The following is an 18,577-nucleotide window of genomic DNA, read 5'->3' as shown; positions in this document are numbered from 1 at the left end:
GCTTCACATCAGTTTCGAACTGCAACGGAGCCCCTATGACCGCGTCGACCGATGTCCTGTTCCGCCCGTTCCGCATCAAGTCGCTCGATCTGCCCAACCGGATCGTGATGGCGCCGATGACGCGGACCTTCGCGCCCGAGGGCATTCCCGGCGCGGCCAACGCCGCCTATTATCGCCGCCGCGCCGAGGGCGGTGTCGGCCTGATCCTCTCCGAGGGCACGGTGATCGACCGGCCGGCCTCGCGCAATCACCCCAACATCCCCTTCTTCCACGGCGACGCCGCGCTTGCCGGCTGGAAGACGGTAATCGACGAGGTCCATGCCGCGGGCGGCAAGATGGCGCCGCAGATCTGGCACACCGGATCGACCAAGGCGCAGACCGACTGGGTGCCCGCAGTCGACGTGGAAAGCCCCTCGGGCGTCGTGGCGCCGGGCAAGCCGCGCGGCGTGGCGATGACCGAGCAGGACATCGAAGCGACGATCGCCGCCTTCGCCAAGGCCGCGGCCGATGCCAAGCGGCTCGGCTTCGACACGGTCGAGATCCACGGCGCGCACGGCTATCTGATCGACCAGTTCTTCTGGGCAGGCACCAACACCCGCGAGGACGGCTATAGCGGCGCGACCCTGCCCGAGCGTTCGCGCTTCGCCGTCGAGGTGGTCAAGGCGGTGCGTGCGGCGGTGGGCCCGGACTTCCCCGTGATCCTGCGGCTCAGCCAGTGGAAGCAGCAGGATTACAGCGCCCGCCTCGCCACCACGCCGGACGAGATGGCCGCGTGGCTGCAGCCGCTGGTCGATGCCGGCGCGGACGTGCTGCACTGCTCGCAGCGCCGCTTCTGGGAGCCGGAGTTCCCCGAGCTCTACGGCGAGAACGGCCTCAACTTCGCCGGCTGGGCGAAGAAGCTCACCGGTGCGGCGACGATCAGCGTCGGTTCGGTCGGCCTGTCGGGCGAGTTCATCGCGGCGTTCGGCGGCGAGACCTCGCAGCACAGCGATCTCGACAAGCTGGTCGAGCGGATGGAACGCGACGAGTTCGACCTGATCGCCGTCGGCCGCGCGCTGATCAGCAATCCGGACTGGGCAAAGAAGGTCCAGGCCGGTGCGGGCGAAGATCTGAAGGGCTTCAGCCCGGCGGAGCTGGCCGAGCTGGTGTAAGGACGCCACTTCATCCCCCCTTTCTTACCCCCTCCCGCTTGCGGGAGGGGGAATAAGGAAGAAGGGAGGGGCTATTGCTTAATCAGTACCGCCCCCACACGAACCGCGACGACAGCGCGAAATTCCACACCGCCGCAACCGCGATCCCCGCCAGCGCGGAGAGCCGCCAGTCGCCATGCTGGACATTGTGGAGAAACGCCGCGAGCCCGACATTGGCCGCCGCGCCCACTGCGCATACCAGGCAGAAGCTCACCCAGCCACCGATCAGCGCCGCGCCCTTGAGGCGCCGCTCGCGATAGGTCAGCGCGTTGTTGAGCAGATAGTTGATGGTCATCGCCACTATCGTCGCGACGATGGTGCCGGTAACGAAGGGCAGCCCCGCCATCCGGAACAACAGGAACAGCACCGTCAGGTGCACCGCCGCCCCGATCGCGCCGATCGCCGAGAACATCGCGAAACGCACCGGCACGACCTTGCCGAACATCCGGTCGTAGAGCGCGATCAGATATTCCATCGCCACGACGTAGTCGAGCTTGCTCTCGCCCTCGGTCCGGACGCGGAAGGTATAGGGCAGTTCGCGGAAACGCAGCGGCTTCGGGCTCGCGGTCATGATGTCGAGCAGGATCTTGAAGCCGATGCCGGAGAGCACCGGCACCAGCCCGCGGGCGATCTCGCTGCGGATCATAAAGAAGCCGCTCATCGGATCGGTCAGGTCGGCCTTGAGCACCTTGCGCGACAGCTTGGTCGCCAAGGCGGACTTGGCGACGCGCTCGCTGTCCCACTCGCCGGTGCAGCCGCCCTCGCAGAAGCGCGAGCCGATCACCACGTCGAGCGCGGCATCGGCCTGCAATGCATCGAGCATTTTGGGCAGCAGCGTCTCGTCATGCTGCAGATCGCCATCGATCACCGCGACGCACGGCGCGGCGGTGGCACACATGCCCTCGATGCACGCCGAGGAAAGCCCCCGCCGCCCGATCCGCTGGATCACGCGCACGCGCGGATCCTCTCGGCCGATGGCGCGCGCAGCGTCCGCAGTCCCGTCGGGGCTGTCGTCGTCGACGAAAATTGCCTCCCAGGCGCGGCCGGCAAGGGCTGCGTCGAGCTTGGCGATCAGGAGTGGAACATTGGCGCGTTCGTTAAAGGTGGGGATAACGACCGCAAGTTCGAGCAGGGTTTCGCTCACTGAAGCTCCAGCAGCACCGCGTCCCCCATCGCGGACGTTGATAAATCACCCCCGAGATCAGCCGTCCGCGCGCCCTTGGCGAGGGCTGCGGCAACCGCTTTTTCGATTCGTTGCGCCGAGGCTTCGTCGCTCAGCGAGTGCCGCAGCAGCATCGCTGCGGAAAGGATGGCGGCGCACGGATTGGCCTTGCCCTGGCCGGCGATGTCCGGCGCGCTGCCGTGGATCGGCTCGTACATGCCGTTCGCCCCCGACCAGGCGGCGAGCGAGGCGGAGGGCAGCATGCCGATCGAACCCGCGCACATGCTCGCCTGATCAGAGAGGATGTCGCCGAACAGATTGCCGGTGACGATCACGTCGAATGTCGCCGGCGCGCGCACCAGCTGCATCGCGGCATTGTCGACATACATATGGGTCAGCTCGACCTCGGGATATTCCGCCGCCATCGCGGTGACGACGTCGCGCCACAGCTGCGAGGTCTCGAGCACGTTCGCCTTGTCGACCGAGCAGAGCTTCTTGCGGCGGCGCTTGGCCATTTCGAAGCCGACGCGGGCGATCCGCGTCACTTCCTGCTCGTCATAGCTCATCACGTCATAGCCCTGGCGCAGGCCTTCGGGCGTGGTGCGGTGGCCCTTCTCGCCGAAATAGATGTCGCCGATCAGCTCGCGGACGATGACGATGTCCAGGCCGTTCACCACCTCGGGCTTGAGCGGCGAGGCGTCTTCGAGGCCGGGAAAGAGGGTCGCCGGGCGCAGATTGGCGAACAGGCCCAGTGCCTTGCGGATGCCGAGCAGCGCCGCTTCGGGGCGCAGGTGGCGCTCCAGCTTCTCGAAGCGGGGATCGCCGATCGCGCCGAACAGCACCGCATCGGCGCGCTTGGCGAGCGCAAGCGTCGCTTCGGGCAGCGGATGGCCGGAGGCGAGATAGCCGGCACCGCCGACCGGCGCCTCCTCGAAGCTGAGGCCCAGATCCAGTGCTTCGAGCACCCGGCGCGCCTCGCGCGTCACCTCGGGGCCGATCCCGTCACCCGGCAGTACAGCAATCAACGGCATTCCGATCCCCACGCTAGCAGCATGTCCTGAAAGGCGCGCTTAGCCGCCCCGGGGGCATTCATGCAACTGCCCGCAACAACCGGTCGACCAGCCGGGCGCGCGCCGCCATCAGATCGGCGCCCCGGCCGATCAGCAGGTCGCGTGCGAGGAAGTGGCCGGTGAGGCGCAGGCCGGCAAGGATGTCCTCCCAGTCCGCCGCGCCGCCTTTGGTGAGGAAATCCGGCAATGCGAGCAGTCGATGCTCATAGCCGAGCGCCCCAGCCCGGCTTACCGCGATGCCGCTCTTGGGGCTGACATAGGCGAGATCCTCGCTCGCCCCGGTCGCCGCGCAGCGTTCCAGATCGAGACCGAAGCCGAGCTCCGCGAGCAACAGCAGCTCGTAGCGGACCAGCGCCACGGCCCAGCCGCGCGCGGCGGGCGCCGCTTCGATCGCGTCAAGCACGCCACCCAGCGCGGCATGGAGTCGGGGATAGGGCAGCCCTTCGGGCAGCGTCGCGGCGGTGAGCGCGGTCACCCAGGCGAGCGCGGCCGCGGGGAGCGGCTCGCCGAACATCGGCGCGCGGCTGTGGAGAAGCTCGACGGTGAGCCCCGCCAGCTGCTCCTCGGTTCGGGCACGCCATTCGCCCTGGACGAGGTTCGCCGGTTGCAGCACCGGCCGCAGTGCCCGAGATCGTCCGCCGCGGACATAGCCGGGCTGGACGCCGTCGCTCTCGGTGAGCGCCCGCACGATCGCGCCGTGTTCGCCGTGGGCGCGAACGCTGAGCAATATGGCTTCGGCGCGGAGATGCATTGCTGCGATGTAAGGTGCGCGCGGCGGAAAGGGAAATGCGGGGGCGACGCAAACCGCCGCCCCCGCGGTAGGCCTCAGCCCATCGACGCGATGTCGATGACGAAGCGGTACTTCACGTCGCTCTTGAGCATCCGCTCATACGCCGTGTTGATCTCTTCGGCACGGATCATCTCGATATCGGCGACGATGCCGTGCTCGGCGCAGAAATCAAGCATCTCCTGCGTCTCGGCGATGCCGCCGATCAGCGAGCCGGCGATCGAGCGCCGCTTGAAGATCAGCGCCGCGACGTTGGGCGACGGGTGCGCATGCTCGGGCACGCCCACCAGGGTCAGCGTGCCGTCCCGCTTGAGCAGGGCGGTGAAGGCGTCGAGGTTATGGCTGGCGGCCACCGTGTTGAGGATGAAGTCGAAGCTGCCGGCATGGGCCGCCATCGCTTCGGCATCGCGCGAGACGACGACGTCGTCGGCGCCCAGCGCCAGCGCATCGGCGCGCTTGCTCTCGGAGGTGGTGAAGGCGACGACATGCGCGCCCAGGGCGTGCGCCAGCTTCACGCCCATATGGCCGAGCCCGCCGATTCCGACAATGCCGACCTTCTTGCCCGGGCCGACCTGCCAGTGGCGCAGCGGCGACCAGGTGGTGATGCCCGCGCAGAGCAAAGGCGCGACCGCGGCGAGATCCTGTTCGCCATGCCCGACCTTGAGCACGAACTTGTCGCTGACGACGATGCGCTGCGAATAGCCGCCCAGCGTGTGACCGGGGGCGTCCGGCGTCGGGCCGTTATAGGTGCCGACGAAGCCGTTCTCGCAGTACTGCTCCAGCCCCTCGTCGCACGAGGCGCAATGCTGGCAGCTATCGACCATGCAGCCGACACCGACCACATCGCCCACCGCGAACTTCGAGACGTGTCCGCCGACCGCGCTCACCCGGCCGACGATCTCGTGGCCCGGCACGCACGGGTACAGCGTGCCGTCCCATTCGGCCTTCACCTGGTGAAGGTCCGAGTGGCAAACGCCGCAATAGAGAATATCGATCTGCACGTCGTGATCGCCGGGCGCGCGGCGCTCGATGTCGATCGGTTCAAGCGGCTTGTCGGCGGCATAGGCGCCGTACGCTTTGGTTGCCATGGTGGGTATCTCCTGGGGTGGTGGGGGTTCGAAAGGTTCAGCGCGGGCCGGCGCGATAGGTTGCCTCGTCCACCGGCTCCATCCATTCGACCATCGTGCCGTCCAGCGCCTCCTGGATGGCGATATGAGTCATCGCGGTGGTGGCGCTGGCGCCGTGCCAGTGGCGATGGCCCGGCGGGCACCAGACGACGTCGCCGGCGCGGATCTCGACGATCGCCTCGCCTTCGCACTGTGTCCAGCCGGTCCCGGAGAGGACAACCAGCGTCTGCCCGAGCGGATGGGTATGCCAGACGGTGCGCGCGCCGGGTTCGAAGGTGACGCTCGCCACCCCATGCCGCGCGGGCGGCGGTGCGGTGTTGAGCGGGTCGATCCGAACGCGACCGGTGAACCAGTCGGCGGGGCCGGCTTGCGAGGGCTGGCTGCCGTTGCGCTTGAGTTGCATGCATGCTCCTGCCGGCGCGGGAAGTGCGCTTGGTTCAGAGATATGCCTGCCGCACTCCCTCGATTAGACGCTGGTATCTGCATGCAGTGCTGAATAGAGTTCAACAATGAACCGCCAGCAGCTTTCCGAACTGACTGCCTTCCTCGCCGTCGCCCGCCAGAAGAGCTTCACCCGAGCCGCCGCGCAGAGCGGGGTGACGCCCTCGGCGCTCAGCCATGCGATGCGCGGGCTGGAGGAGCGGCTGGGGGTGCGGCTGCTCCATCGTACAACCCGCAGCGTGAGCCTCACCGAAGCCGGCGAGCGGTTGTTCGCCACGCTTGGCCCCCGGCTCGACGAGATCGAAGCCGAGCTGGCGGCGCTGAGCGCGCTGCGGGAAAAGCCGGCCGGGCTGGTGCGGATCAGCGCGGACGAGATCTCGCTCAAGACGATCCTCTGGCCGCGGCTCGCCCCGATCCTGCGCGAGTTTCCGGACATCCGGGTCGAGATCGACAGCGACTACCGCCTGACCGACATCGTCGCCGAGCGCTTCGATGCGGGCGTGCGCTTCGGCGACATCATCGCCAAGGACATGGTGGCGGTGCCGATCGGCCCCGATGCGCGGATGCTGGCGTTCGCCTCCCCCGCCTATCTCGATCGGGCCGGGCGGCCGCAGGCGATCGAGGATCTGACCGACCATGCCTGCATCAACCTGCGGCTGCCCACCTATGGCGGGCTCTACGCCTGGGAGTTCGAAGAGGACGGCCGCGAGCGCAAGGTGCGGGTAGACGGCCCCCTCACCTTCTCTTCGGTCTTCCCGATCCTGCGCGCAGCACTCGACGGGTTCGGCATCGCCTGCCTGCCCGATGCGGTGGTGCAGCCCCATCTGGACAGCGGGGCGCTGGAGGCGGTGCTGACGGCCTTTTCGCCGCCCTTTGCCGGCTACCATCTCTATTACCCCAGCCGTCGCCAGCCCACGCCGGCCTTCGCGCTGCTGGTCGAGCGGTTGCGCTGGCGGAGCTGATCCGGCTGTGGCAGGTTGGCAGAGAAGAGACGCCGAGCGTTCTCAAGAGCCTACAGGGAGAGATGTCGTGAAGATCCTGCCCAGCGCGCTTGCCGCGGCCGCATTGCTGCTCGCCGTTCCCGCTGCCGCTCAGACCGCGGCCGATCCCACGTCCTTCGCGAGCGCCAAGGAGGTGCAGGCGCAGCTCAAGACGATGCTGGCCGAGATGAAGCCGGGCCAGGGCTTCGCCTGGAAGCCGCTGGTCCGCGACGGCAGCAACAATGCCGCGATCGAGATCTGGAAGAAGCCGGGCAAGCCCGCCGTCCACCCCGACCAGGCCGAATATGCGATCGTGCTGGAGGGCGCGGGCACATTGGTCTCGGGCGGGACCATGCCCGATCGCGAGGTTCGCAATCCGACCTTGGTGGAAGGCAGCCGGATCCAGGGCGGGACTACTCGCACCCTCGCGCCGGGTGACGTGATCCTGGTGCCGGCGGGCGTGCCGCACTGGTTCGGCATCACCGCCGAGCGGCTGGTGCTGCTGGGGATCAAGCTGCCCAAGGGGCAGTGATCGCCCGACCGTACCCCCGTCTTACCGCCCGAGCAGCCCTTCCAGCATCCGCGCCATGTTCACCGCGGTATAGGGCTTTTGCAGCACCGGCACCCCGGCATGGTCCGCGTCCAGCTGGAGCTGCTCGCCATAGCCCGTTGCAAAGGCATAGGGCACGCCGTCAGCGCGGAGGCGGTCGGCGATGGGCAGGCTGGTCTCGGCACCGAGATTGACGTCGAGGATCGCCACGTCGAACTGCTCGGCACCGATTTCCTCGAGCGCAGTGCCGATCGAGGCGGCGGTCACCACCCGATCGGCGCCCAGGCGCAGCAGGATGTCCTCGGCGTCCATCGCGATGATCAGGCTGTCTTCCACCAGCAGCACCGGGCCGCGCAGCACCGGGCGCATCTCGCCGCCGACCGGAATCGGGACCGGCTCTTCCATGTCGCGCGCATGCTTCGACGCCGCGTCGCCGTCGAGCACCACGTGCCGCGCAGGGATGCAGAACTCCGCCTCCAGGCCGGTCAGCGGATAGCGCACCGTCGCCTTGCCGCCCAGGTCATAGGGGACCGAGCGCTGGATGATCGTGGTGCCGAAGCCCTGCCGCGTCGGCGGCTGGACGACGGGGCCGCCGCGCTCGCGCCATTCGATCCGGCAATCGCCCTGCGCATCCAGCTCCCAGCGTACCGACACCGTGCCGCTGTCGGACAAGGCGCCGTATTTGGCCGAGTTGGTCATCAACTCGTGGAACACCAGCGCCAGCGTCGAGAAGGCCGCCGGGCGCAGCAGCACCATCGGGCCGTCCTGATCCAGCCGCTCCGACCGGCCACCAAGATAGGCCGCAGCTTCGGTGCGCAGCAGCCGGCCGAGCGGGGCCGGACCCCAATTGTCCTCGGTGATCTGGTCGTGCGCACGCGCCAGCGCCTCGATCCGGCCGTCGAGCATCCGGATATAGGTGGCGGTATCCATGCCCGGCGCGCGCGACTGTCGGACCAGCCCGCGGATCAGCCCCAGGATGTTGCGCACCCGGTGGTTGAGCTCGGCGATCAGCAGCTCCTGCCGCTCGGAGGCGCGCTGGCGCTCTTCCTGCGCGTCGTCGGACAGGCGCAGCACCACTTCGATCAGCGAAGCGCGCAACACCTCGGCGATGCGCAGCTCCACTTCGGTGAAGGGCAGCGAGCGGCCGCGGACTTCCTGGCTCCACAGCTCGAAGCTCTGCCGCGGCGTCAGGCGCGCACCATTGGGGCCCAGATCGACCGGCTTGTGGGGATCGCCCGCCCAATTGACGGTGCGAACCAGTTCCTGGCGGAACAGCAGCACATAGTCGCGCGGGGAGCGGCTGATCGGGATCGCCAGCAGCCCGGCGCCCACATGGGCATAGTCCGCCGCCTGGGGCAGCACGTCGGCCAGATGGTCGGTCGCGAAGACGCGCCCTGCCGCCATCGCATTCAGCCGGCGCGTGATCGCGGCGAAGGAGGAAGGCGGCGGGGTAATGCCGCTGAACGCCACCTTGCCACCTATCCAGATCGCGATGCCGTCGCACGGCACCACTTCGCGCAAACGGCTGCCCAGCCATTCGGGATCGTCGAGCAGCCCGCCGTCGCTCGCCACCGCGGCTAGCAGCCGGTCGCTGGTCGCGCGGGCCGCCGCTTCGTAGGCCGACAGTTCCTTGCGCTCGCGGCTCTCCAGCTTGAGCGCGAACATCTGGCCGAACAGCTCGGCCATCGAGCGGCGCTCGAAGCCCGGGCAGCGCGGGCCGCCATAATGGTGGCAGGCGAACAGGCCCCACAGCTTGCCCTCGACGATGATCGAGATCGACAGCGAGGCCTTCACGCCCATGTTCTTCAGATATTCGATATGGATCGGCGAAACCGAGCGCAGCACCGACAGCGAGAGGTCGAGCGGCGCGCCGAACTCGTCGCGTCCCGGGACGATCGGCACGGGCTCGGCATGCACGTCGGCGATGATCCGGAACGGCGTGCGCAAATACAGCTTGCGCGCCTGCTGCGGGATGTCGCTGGCGGGATAGCGCAGGTCCATGAAGCTGCCGATGCCGCTGCGCGCCGCTTCCGCCACCACCACGCCCGATCCGTCCCGCTCGAAGCGATAGACCATCACCCGGTCAAAGCCGGTCAGGGCCCGCACCTGCCGTGCGCCTTCGCGGAAGAAGTCGGCGAGCTTTTCCTTCTCGTCCAGCCGGCCCATCATCGCGCGCAGCGTGCTGGCGGTATCGCCGGCCGCATCCGAGGTGCAGGGCTCGCCTTCGACGATGATCGTGTCGCCGGTCATGTGGAGCGCGAGGTCGTAGGTGCGGCCGCGGGTGCGCAGCGCCTTGATGCCGAAGATCCGCTCCAGCGCATCGTCGCCGCGTAGCAGCGTCAGCCGGTTGCGCAGCGCGTGGATCGCATCGTCTTCCAGATAGTCACTGGCATGGGTGCCGAGCATGTCTTCGGCCGACACATCGAAATGCTGCGCCACGTTTGCCGAGGCGCGCTTGATCAGCCAGTCGCTCGAAAAGGCGATCAAAAAGCCGAACGGCTGGATCGCGCCCAGCTGGTGGATCGGCTCGCGATCACAGTTGGTCAGATCGACCTGGAAAACGCCATCGTCCACTTATGCAACCTTCGCCAGCCACTTCGTGCCGGCGGCCTCAAACCGCCCGAAGGTCTGGTTGGCGGCGGTTACGGCAAGTTCCAAGGATTCCGGCTCATATAGGAGCGCGTCTAGTTTTTCCAACAATTCCGGCCACATATGCGGCGGCTGGTGGCTGCCCAGATAGGCGCGCGGCCAGCTGTCCGGCACGCTGCGCGCCAGGAAGCGCCCACCGAGCCGCGAGCCTTCGAGGACGTAGAGCATGCCCGCCATGGCGGCAGCCGACGTAACGGATTCCTGGGTTTCCGGGGCATCGACGGTGATGCCGAGCGCGTCCAGATCGACCTGGATCACGCCCGCGCGGCGGCGCTGCGGCCAATCCCCCGTGACGGACTCGGCCCCGCCCTCGTCGAGCAGCGCCTCCACCGGCAACAGGGCTTCGGCATGCGCGGCGAGCAGCCCGGCATAGTCGTCGCGGCGGGCGAGATCGAAGCGGCTGAACAGCGCATCGACCCGCGCGTGTGCGGCGCCCGTGGCCTCGCGCAATCGGCGATGCGCGGCGTTCATGCGGATAGCGATTTCGAGAAAGGTAGATCCACGGCAGGCAAAAGCCGCCGACCGTGGATCCGTTCCATTACGGCCGAAGCGGCCGCAACTTATGCCGCGCCGAAGACCCGCGCGAAGATCGTGTCGACATGGCGATAATGATAGCCGAGGTCGAACTTCTCCTCGATGACGTCGGGGCTCAGCGCCGCAGTGACTTCGGGATCGGCCTTGAGCAGTTCCATCAGCGACAATTCGCCATCGGACTCCCAAACCTTCATCGCGTTGCGCTGGACGAGGCGATAGGCGTCCTCGCGGCTCACGCCGGCCTGGGTCAGCGCCAGCAGCACGCGCTGCGAGTGGACCAGGCCGCCCATGCGATCGAGATTCTTCTGCATCCGCACCGGATAGACGAGCAGCTTGTCGACCACGCCGGTGAGGCGGGCGAGCGCGAAGTCGAGCGTGATCGTCGCGTCGGGGCCGATATAGCGCTCGACCGAGGAGTGGCTGATGTCGCGCTCGTGCCACAGCGCGACGTTCTCCAGCGCCGGGGTGACATAGCCGCGCACCATGCGGGCGAGGCCGGTCAGGTTTTCGGTCAGCACCGGGTTGCGCTTGTGCGGCATCGCGGAGCTGCCCTTCTGGCCGGGCGAGAAATATTCCTCGGCCTCAAGCACTTCGGTGCGCTGCAGGTGGCGGATTTCGACGGCCAGCCGCTCGATCGACGAGGCGATCACGCCCAGCGTCGCGAAGAACATCGCGTGGCGGTCGCGCGGGATCACCTGGGTCGAGACCGGCTCCACCGACAGGCCGAGCTTGGCCGCGACATGCTCTTCGACGCGCGGATCGATGTTCGCGAAGGTGCCGACTGCGCCCGAGATCGCGCAGGTGGCGATATCGGCGCGCGCGGCGAGCAGGCGCGCCTTGTTGCGCTGGAACTCGGCATGCGCCTCCGCGAGCTTGAGGCCGAAGGTGACCGGCTCGGCATGGATGCCGTGGCTGCGGCCGATCGTCGGGGTCATCTTGTGCTCGCGGGCGCGGCGTTCCAGCACTTCCAAGAGCGCGTCGATATCGGCGAGCAGCAGGTCGCTGGCGCGGGCGAGCTGCACCGCCAGGCAGGTGTCGAGCACGTCGGAGCTGGTCATGCCCTGGTGCATGAAGCGGGCTTCGTCGCCCACCTGCTCGGCCACCCAGGTGAGGAAGGCAATCACGTCATGCTTGGTCACCGCCTCGATCGCGTCGATCGCGGCGACGTCGATCGCCGGCTTGGTCGCCCACCAGTCCCACAGCGCCTTGGCCGCGCTCTGCGGCACCACGCCGAGGTCGGCGAGCGCCTGCGTGGCATGCGCCTCGATCTCAAACCAGATGGCGAGGCGCGTCTCGGGCGACCAGATGTCGGTCATCGCGGCGCGGGCATAACGGGGGACCATGGCGTTCCTTCTGTGCGGAATGGGAGTGCCCGGCAGCCCCGGGCGGGTCGCCGCCGCGCCTAGCAAGAACCGGCCACAGCGGCAACCGAACCCGCGCCCCGGCCGTTGTTCGGCGCGAGGAGATCACCCGATGCTGACGCCGTTGTTGCTTGTTGCCGCCCTGCAGGTCAGCGCCCCCGCCCCGCAGGCCCCAGCCCAGCCCGCGCGGACGGGCCAGCCCTCCGCCCCCGCCGCCAACCAGGCGATGCCGGGGACGCAGCCCACCCCGGCCGACAAGCCGCTGCAAGGGACCGAGGCACCGGGGTCGCCGCCCCCCGCCGTCGAGGCCGCCCAGCCCACGCCGCGCCCCGATCCCGCCAAACTGCCGATCGAAACGCAGTTCGCCCGCTATGACGCTAATGGCGACGGCGCGCTCGACAAGGCCGAATATGGCAGCTGGCTCGTCGCGCTGCGCACCGCCAAGGATGCGGACTTCAAGCCGGAGACGCCCGAGGCCAAGGCCTGGATCGACCGCAGCTTCATCGGCGCCGACACGAACCGCGACGACAAGATCAGCCGCGAGGAATGGGTCCGCTTCCTTACCCCCATCACCGGCTGACATCCCCGTTGCGGCGGCCGCCGGCCCGGCTATGATGGCAGCATGGCGCAGCTGATCGATCGCTTCCAATCCTCCACCGCCGGATGGCTCAAGGGCTCGTTCGCCGGGTGGGCGACGGTGGCGTCGTGCCTGATCGGCATCGGCTTCGTCATCCTCGCCGTGCGCTGGATCGGCAACAAGGCGACGCTGTACGAAGTCACCGAGGACCGCATCGTCCTCTATCGCGGCATCGTCCGCAAATCGATCGACGAGATCGAGCTGTACCGGGTGAAGGACGTGCGGCTCGACTATTCGATCGTCAACCAGATCTCGGGCATCGGCACGCTGACCATCACCTCGTCGGACGAGACTACGCGCGGCGGCCCGCTGGTGATCCGCGACGTCGAATATGCCCGCGAGCGCCGCGAGAAGCTGCGCGAGCTGGTGAGCAACGCCCGGCGGCTGCGCGGGGTGCGCGAGTTCGACATGGTGCAGGAAGACCTGCGCGGCTGAGAGCTGCGCTATCTTTGCGGCGGCGGCATGTCCCCTATCGCCCGCCGCGCGCTGCACGGACGCGGCCGGGTCAACCCAAATCGGGTGCGATCTCCACCGTCAGCCCATCGAGCGCCGGGCCGAACGGGATCTGGCAGGAGAGCCGCGAGCCCGGCCGCCGCTGCTCGGCGCTGTCGAGCAGCGCGTCCTCGTCGTCGCTCATCGGCGGGAGAAGCGCTGCAAAGGCGGGATCGACATAGACGTGGCAGGTCGCGCACGACAGGCTGCCGCCGCAAAAGGCGGGCAGCGAGGCGAAGCCGGCGTCGCGAATGATCTCCATCACGCTCAGCCCTTCCTGCGCCTCGACGACCGTCTGGGCGCCGGCGGGCGGGGTAACCAACAGTTTCAGCATGTCTTCACCTTGGAAATGGGGTGCGGGAGGCGTGCGGAGCGCCTCCCGCAGGAGCAACCGGTGCGCGCCGCCGGACAGGCGGCAGCGGGTCAGTAGTGGATGCGGAAGTCGATGCCGACGCGCCGCGGGGTCAGCACCGATCGGGCATAATAGCGCTCGACCACCCCGGTGCGCGTCTGGTTGAACGAGCTGATGTCGTTGCTGATCGACGTATAGGCATATTTGTTGAAGATGTTGTCGGCGAACAGCCCGACCTCGAACATCTTGTCGCGATAGGTCACCGAGGCGCGGTGGGTCATATAGTCGGGAATGACCTCGCCATTGCCGCGCAGGCCGACGCGCGAATAGATGTCGCCCATATAGGTCGCCGCCCAGTTGGCCTCGATCGAGCCGCCACGCGGCAGCGGGTAGGTGTAGGTCAGCTGTGCGCTGCCCGAATGCTTGGCCGATCCCGGCAGGCGGTCCCCGTCCTTGGCGTCATAGCGCACCCCCTGGCTGACGACGAGGTTGGCCACGTCCTCCGTCAAATGGGCGTCGGTGTAGGAATAGGTGCCCTGCAGGGTCAGTTGCGGCAGGACCTTGAACGATCCGGTGAACTCGATGCCCTTGGAGACCGCGGCACCCGCATTGGTGGTGATGCCGACCGCACCGTTCACCGTCTGGCTGGGCACCTGCACGTCGCTCCATGTCACGCGGAAGGCGTCGAGGGTGAATTGCAGCCGCTTGTCGAACAGCGAGGCGCGCACGCCGACTTCGATGTTGCGGGTCTTGTCCGGCCCATAGACCAGCTCGTTGGGCAGCGCGCAGACATTCTGGCCCGGCGGCAACGGGACCACGCAGGGCGCCACCCGATTGACGCCGCCGATCCGGTAGCCGGTGCTGTAGGTGCCGTAGGCGAGCAGATCGGGGCTGAACTTGTACGAGGTGTTCGCCTTCCACACGACGCCGTCGTCGCCGGTGCTGCCCGAACGCACCCGGCTGGGATCGAACTGGATCAACGGATAGGGCGTGCGGGTGAGACCGCCGCCGAATAGCGGGGTGTCGGTGCCGCCGGTCGCGGTGGCGTCGTACTTGAAATAGCGCAGGCCGCCGGTGACCTGCCACGCCGAGGCCGCGTGCAGCGTCGCCTCGCCATAGACCGCCTTTTCGACCGTCTTGGTATCGACGAAGGAGATATATTCCAGATCGTCGGGGCGGTTGATGCCCGCAAAGGCGGCGAAGCCCGGCGTATATTCCTGGCGGTCGCTCGAGTACTTCAGGCGATTGTAGAAGCCGCCGATCACCCAGTTGACCGGCCCGCCATGTGACGAGACGAAGCGGACTTCCTGGTTGAACTGCTTGTACTTGCGGTGGTTGTTGGCGAAGGACGAGAAGGCCGGGAACGCTTCGTAGCCGTAGTTCAGATCCAGCAGCAGATCGGTGTTGTCATCGACGTTGAAGATCTTCTGCTCGGTATACGCCGTCGTGCTGACGAGCTGCGCGATGTTGAACAGGTTGATGTTGAACTCGGCCGAAAACAGGTCCGCGCTGCGGTGGAATGGTTCGAGATAGCGCCACGGCCCCTCAAAGTTTCCGGTGCCCAGCACGCCCGCGCCATTGGCCTGGCGGCCATTGGTCTGGGTGTCCTGGTGGGCATAGGTGAGGAACGCCTTCACATTGGGGTTATATTCGAGCAGCAGCGTGTTGCGCGTGGTGAAGGTGTGCTCGAAATTGACATCGTCCTGCCGCTTGAAGTTGCGCGCATAATCGGCGCGCGTGCCGAGCGAGGCATCCGCGGCAGTGGTGCCGCGCACCGGCTGCGGATCGGAAACGCCCGGCTGCTGCAGCAGATAGTTGTAATCGATGAAGCCGGCATTGTCGTAATAGCCGACCACCGATCGCAGCGCGACATGATCGCTGACGATCGGCACGTTGACGACCACGTCGCCGATCCGCCCGAAGTCGCTGCTGTGCGACTGCGCATAGCCGCGGCCGTGGAGATCCACCGAGAAGCGGCTGGTATCGGGCCGGTTCGGCATATAGCGCACCGCGCCGGCCAGCGTGCCGAGGCCGTATAGCGTGCCTTGCGGGCCGAGCAGCGTCTCGACGCGCGCGATGTCGATCAGCTTGAAATCGAGATAGAGCGGGACTTCGCCGAGATAGACGCCGACGGCACTGTTGTCGTTCGAACCGTTGACGCTGGTATCGCCCGATTCGATGCCGCGCAGGATGATGTTGCCGGTGCTCGCCGGCCCGGTGTCCACGATCGTCATGCCCGGGGTGAAGGCGGCGAGCCCGCGCACATCGTCGATCCGCTGGCGCGCGAGCGTTTCTTCCGAAACCGCGCTGATGTTGATCGGCGCATCCTGCAGCGTGACGCTGCGGCGGCTGCCGGTGACGACGATCTCGTTGGCGCTATTGCCGCCCTGGTCATCGGCTTGCTGGACCGCAGCCGTGCCGGCCCCTTCGGTCTGCGCTGCCGCGCGGGTCGCGCCGAAGCTTGCGAGAACGGTTGCACCCAATAGCGCCGCGCGGGAAATCGATCGTGCCACCCTGGCCCCCTTTTTTCTGATTTGGTCCCCGGCCGCCACTGCGCGCGGCTGGCTTGTGCTTGCAGCCTTTGGGGAAATCCGATGCGCCGCCATGGGGCGTTTGACGTACCGCATCGCAGCAATCCCGCGCGGGGACAGATGCGTCCCTGGCGAACGTAAATCCCCCTGCCGCTTGCGGGAGGGGTTAGGAGAGGGTGTGTGAGGGACGCAGGCTAAAACGATGGCTGTCGAGGGAACAAGGGCGCAGCCTCGCTTCTTGGAGCAAAGCCTCGGCCCCACACGCCCCCTGCCCTAAGCGGGAGGGGAACAAGGCGGCGCTACTTGCCCACCGCCGGCGCCAGGCTCCACCAGGACAGGGTGTGGACGTCGTGCGCGCTGGTCCACACGCCGGTGCCGGCGAAGCGCAGCGCGCCGCTGCCGCTCGGCTTGCCGAGGCGGCCGAGGATCGCGAGCGATTTGGGATCGATGGTGACGAAGGTCTGGTCGGCGGTGGTGCGCAGCCAGACCATGCCGCCGCCGGTATCGATGTCGCCGTAGAGCAGATCGGCACCGACCTTCACGCGGCCGGACACTTCCACCGTCGCGGGATCGATCCGCGCGAGCGTGCCGTCGCCTTGCTCCTGCACCCACACCGCCCCCTCACCCGCCGCGAGGAAGCCCGGTTGCTTGCCGAGCTTGGTGCGCCCGGTCACCTGGTTCGTCGCGGGGTCGATCCGCTGCAGCGATTGCTGGCCGCTGCTCACCGCCCACACCGCGTCGAACCCGAAGGCGAGATAGTGCGTGCCCGGGTCGACCGCGATCGAAGCAACCACCTGATTATCGGCCGGGTCCACGCGGGCGATCTTGCCGGCATTGTCGCTGGCCACCCAGATCGATCCCGCCCCCGCGACGACGTTGAGCTCGCCCGCCGGATTGGCGATGCCGGTGGGGATCGCCGCCAGCAGCTTGGCGGTCTTGAGGTCGATGCGGTTGAGCGTGCCCTCCTTGCAGTCCGCGACCCAGAGCGATCCCGCCGCGATCGCCATCGCGCCGCAGGGATGCGTCATCGCCACTTCGGCGAGCTTGCCGCCGCGCGACCAGCGCTCGACGCGGCCCTTGTTGGTCGCCCAGACGCTGTCGCCGTCGACCGCGAGAAAGTCAGCGAAGCCGGGCACGGTGAGCACCTGTTCTTCGCGCGGTTGCGCGTCGGCAACTGCGGGCGCGGCGGCGAGCAGCATGGCGAGCATCGGCATCCAGACCATCGCTCAGCCCGCCGCGACGTCGGTGGTGGCGCTCGGTCGCTGCTTCAGCCGTGCCAGGATCGGCTGGAACGGGAACAGCCACTGCTCGCGGATCGACAGCCGCCGCCGCTCGTCTTGGCCGACCACCGCTGCCTCGCCCTCCTTGTAGGTGCCGAAGATCCGGTCGAGCAGGATCAGCGAGTTGCCGTAATTGCAGCGCGTATCCTCATAGGGCACCGAATGGTGGAGGCTGTGGTGGCGGATCGTGGTGAAGATGAAGCTGTACCAGATCGGCGGATCCGCGCGGACATTGGCATGCGCGAAGCCGGAGACGACGCCGAGCACGCTCACCCCGCAGAAGATCGCAGTCAGCGGCAGGTCGAACAGCGCGACGACGCTGAGGCTGATCAGGAACAGCTCGATCGGATTGCCGACATAGCCCTTGGCGGCGTTGAGCTGGGTGATGTGGTGATGCGGCGCGTGCGTCATCCAGAAGGGCGCCGAATTGTGCATCAGCCGGTGCATCCAATATTGGCCGAACTCGATCAGGAAGATCACCAGCGCCACCTGCGCCAGGAACGGCCAGTGCATTGCCCAGGGCGTCGCGATCCCCAGCGACTGCTTGAGCGCGAGCAGCGGTGTATCGGCGAGCATGCGCGACACCCAGGAAATCGCCGTCGAGCCGAGCACGACGTAGAACAGGTCGGTCCAGAACTCGCGCCAGTGCATCCGCCAGCCGGCGTGCCGCTCGAAGACGAACTCAAGGCCTTGGATGTAGAGCGTGATCAGCGCGGAGACGATCACGATCGTCCAGGGGTTGGCGAGGATGGCGGCGGGCGCGAAGGCCCAGAAGCAGACGACCGCCACCACGGTCGCCGGCGGTATGAGGTTCACGAGCCCTTTGGTCATGCGCTGTCGTCCCGATCGCGAGCAGGGCGATGCAGCCCCGTTTCGATCCGAAGCTAGCCATGCAAAGGATGCCAGCGCAGGTGGCCGAATGACGTAGCGCACCCAAAAGCACGCGGCCGCGCGCATCTTTTCGGGACACACGCGGCCGGGAAAAGGCCGTTCAGGCGCTCGGGCTCAGCGCAGCGCGGCGACCTGCACGCCGCGAGCCTTGTTCGCCTGGGCGACGCGCGCCTCGATCTGGCTGCGCACCTGCTCGGCGACATCGGCGCGGCACAGGCGGGCGCGAGCTTCGAGATCGGGGTGGATGGTCGCGAGATTCTCGCCGCACACCGCGCGGGCGGCCTGGTCGACGCGGGTGGCGAGGCGCTGCTGGCCATCGGCGGTCGCGAGATCGAGCCCGGCGAGAGTCAGCGTCGCGCTCGGCTTGCCGAAGCCGGTGTCGGACGGAGCCGCGAAGGCGGCGGTGCTGATCGAAAGGGCGGCGGCGGCCGCGACGAGCATCTTCATGGCAATCTCCTGCAACCAAGACCGCCTCACCCGAGCGGCTGAGGCGCATCTAGTCGCAGGAACGACAAACGGCAAGTTGAAAAGCTATAGATATGC

The 18,577-nt window shown here is 67.6% G+C and carries 18 protein-coding genes; 5 read left to right on the top strand and 13 right to left on the bottom strand.

The window, feature by feature from the left end; translation table 11 throughout:
* Positions 1-35: 35 nt before the first annotated feature.
* Positions 36-1,151 carry an NADH:flavin oxidoreductase gene (locus ACTJKY_RS09425; RefSeq protein ID WP_440845639.1) on the top strand — a complete coding sequence of 372 codons (1,116 nt, stop codon included), beginning with the start codon at positions 36-38 and terminating at the stop codon, positions 1,149-1,151.
* 82 nt (positions 1,152-1,233) lie between these two features.
* On the opposite strand, the gene ACTJKY_RS09420 is transcribed toward ACTJKY_RS09425, so the two are convergent.
* The 5 genes from ACTJKY_RS09420 to ACTJKY_RS09400 all read right to left on the bottom strand — a co-directional run bounded on the left by ACTJKY_RS09420 (position 1,234) and on the right by ACTJKY_RS09400 (position 5,739).
* Positions 1,234-2,334, bottom strand: a complete 1,101-nt coding sequence (locus tag ACTJKY_RS09420; RefSeq protein ID WP_440845638.1) for a glycosyltransferase — start codon at positions 2,332-2,334, stop codon at positions 1,234-1,236.
* Positions 2,331-3,383, bottom strand: a complete 1,053-nt coding sequence (gene leuB, locus ACTJKY_RS09415; protein ID WP_440845636.1) for a 3-isopropylmalate dehydrogenase — start codon at positions 3,381-3,383, stop codon at positions 2,331-2,333. The genes ACTJKY_RS09420 and leuB overlap by 4 nt, the downstream gene beginning before the upstream one ends.
* 58 nt (positions 3,384-3,441) lie before the next feature.
* Positions 3,442-4,173 (bottom strand): DNA repair protein RecO, encoded by a 732-nt coding sequence (gene recO, locus ACTJKY_RS09410; protein WP_440845635.1) that lies wholly within the window; start codon positions 4,171-4,173, stop codon positions 3,442-3,444.
* 74 nt (positions 4,174-4,247) lie between these two features.
* The gene (locus ACTJKY_RS09405; protein WP_440845634.1) at positions 4,248-5,297 is read right to left on the bottom strand and encodes an NAD(P)-dependent alcohol dehydrogenase; all 1,050 of its coding nucleotides are present in this window, start codon (positions 5,295-5,297) and stop codon (positions 4,248-4,250) included.
* Positions 5,298-5,334: 37 nt separating this feature from the next.
* Positions 5,335-5,739 (bottom strand): (R)-mandelonitrile lyase, encoded by a 405-nt coding sequence (locus tag ACTJKY_RS09400; protein WP_440845633.1) that lies wholly within the window; start codon positions 5,737-5,739, stop codon positions 5,335-5,337.
* A gap of 106 nt (positions 5,740-5,845) precedes the next feature.
* Between ACTJKY_RS09400 and ACTJKY_RS09395 the strand changes: the two genes are divergently transcribed.
* On the top strand, positions 5,846-6,739 hold the full coding sequence (locus tag ACTJKY_RS09395; RefSeq protein ID WP_440845632.1) for a LysR family transcriptional regulator: 894 nt from the start codon (positions 5,846-5,848) through the stop codon (positions 6,737-6,739).
* A 67-nt stretch (positions 6,740-6,806) separates the two neighbouring features.
* Entirely contained in the window at positions 6,807-7,289 is a 483-nt protein-coding gene (locus ACTJKY_RS09390) for a cupin domain-containing protein (protein WP_440845631.1), read from the top strand.
* 21 nt (positions 7,290-7,310) lie between these two features.
* Here the strand turns inward: ACTJKY_RS09390 and ACTJKY_RS09385 are convergent, their stop codons facing one another.
* The 3 genes from ACTJKY_RS09385 to purB all read right to left on the bottom strand — a co-directional run bounded on the left by ACTJKY_RS09385 (position 7,311) and on the right by purB (position 11,833).
* A complete protein-coding gene (locus ACTJKY_RS09385; RefSeq protein WP_440845630.1) occupies positions 7,311-9,881 on the bottom strand; it encodes an HWE histidine kinase domain-containing protein in 2,571 nt (856 codons plus the stop codon).
* Entirely contained in the window at positions 9,882-10,427 is a 546-nt protein-coding gene (locus ACTJKY_RS09380) for a biliverdin-producing heme oxygenase (RefSeq protein WP_440845629.1), read from the bottom strand. It abuts the gene before it with no gap.
* 89 nt (positions 10,428-10,516) lie between these two features.
* Complete coding sequence (gene purB / locus ACTJKY_RS09375; protein ID WP_440845628.1) at positions 10,517-11,833, bottom strand: adenylosuccinate lyase; 1,317 nt, start codon at positions 11,831-11,833, stop codon at positions 10,517-10,519.
* Between the two features lie 130 nt (positions 11,834-11,963).
* Here purB and ACTJKY_RS09370 point away from each other — a divergent pair, with 130 nt between their 5' ends.
* On the top strand, positions 11,964-12,431 hold the full coding sequence (locus ACTJKY_RS09370) for a hypothetical protein (protein WP_440845626.1): 468 nt from the start codon (positions 11,964-11,966) through the stop codon (positions 12,429-12,431).
* Positions 12,432-12,473: 42 nt separating this feature from the next.
* On the top strand, positions 12,474-12,923 hold the full coding sequence (locus ACTJKY_RS09365; RefSeq protein ID WP_440845625.1) for a PH domain-containing protein: 450 nt from the start codon (positions 12,474-12,476) through the stop codon (positions 12,921-12,923).
* A 70-nt stretch (positions 12,924-12,993) separates the two neighbouring features.
* Here the strand turns inward: ACTJKY_RS09365 and ACTJKY_RS09360 are convergent, their stop codons facing one another.
* The 5 genes from ACTJKY_RS09360 to ACTJKY_RS09340 form a co-directional block, all read right to left on the bottom strand.
* Positions 12,994-13,314 (bottom strand): 2Fe-2S iron-sulfur cluster-binding protein, encoded by a 321-nt coding sequence (locus ACTJKY_RS09360; RefSeq protein WP_440845624.1) that lies wholly within the window; start codon positions 13,312-13,314, stop codon positions 12,994-12,996.
* An 89-nt stretch (positions 13,315-13,403) separates the two neighbouring features.
* Positions 13,404-15,845 (bottom strand): TonB-dependent receptor, encoded by a 2,442-nt coding sequence (locus ACTJKY_RS09355; protein ID WP_440845623.1) that lies wholly within the window; start codon positions 15,843-15,845, stop codon positions 13,404-13,406.
* A gap of 317 nt (positions 15,846-16,162) precedes the next feature.
* Positions 16,163-17,086, bottom strand: a complete 924-nt coding sequence (locus ACTJKY_RS09350) for a Vgb family protein (RefSeq protein ID WP_440845622.1) — start codon at positions 17,084-17,086, stop codon at positions 16,163-16,165.
* 3 nt (positions 17,087-17,089) lie between these two features.
* Complete coding sequence (locus ACTJKY_RS09345) at positions 17,090-17,974, bottom strand: sterol desaturase family protein (RefSeq protein ID WP_440845620.1); 885 nt, start codon at positions 17,972-17,974, stop codon at positions 17,090-17,092.
* Positions 17,975-18,148: 174 nt separating this feature from the next.
* Positions 18,149-18,481 carry a UrcA family protein gene (locus tag ACTJKY_RS09340; RefSeq protein ID WP_440845619.1) on the bottom strand — a complete coding sequence of 111 codons (333 nt, stop codon included), beginning with the start codon at positions 18,479-18,481 and terminating at the stop codon, positions 18,149-18,151.
* Positions 18,482-18,577: the final 96 nt, after the last annotated feature.

The sequence above is a fragment of the Sphingomonas sp. 22176 genome (genome assembly GCF_052045505.1).
Lineage (GTDB): Bacteria > Pseudomonadota > Alphaproteobacteria > Sphingomonadales > Sphingomonadaceae > Sphingomonas.
This window is presented reverse-complemented; position numbering and strand designations above follow the sequence as displayed.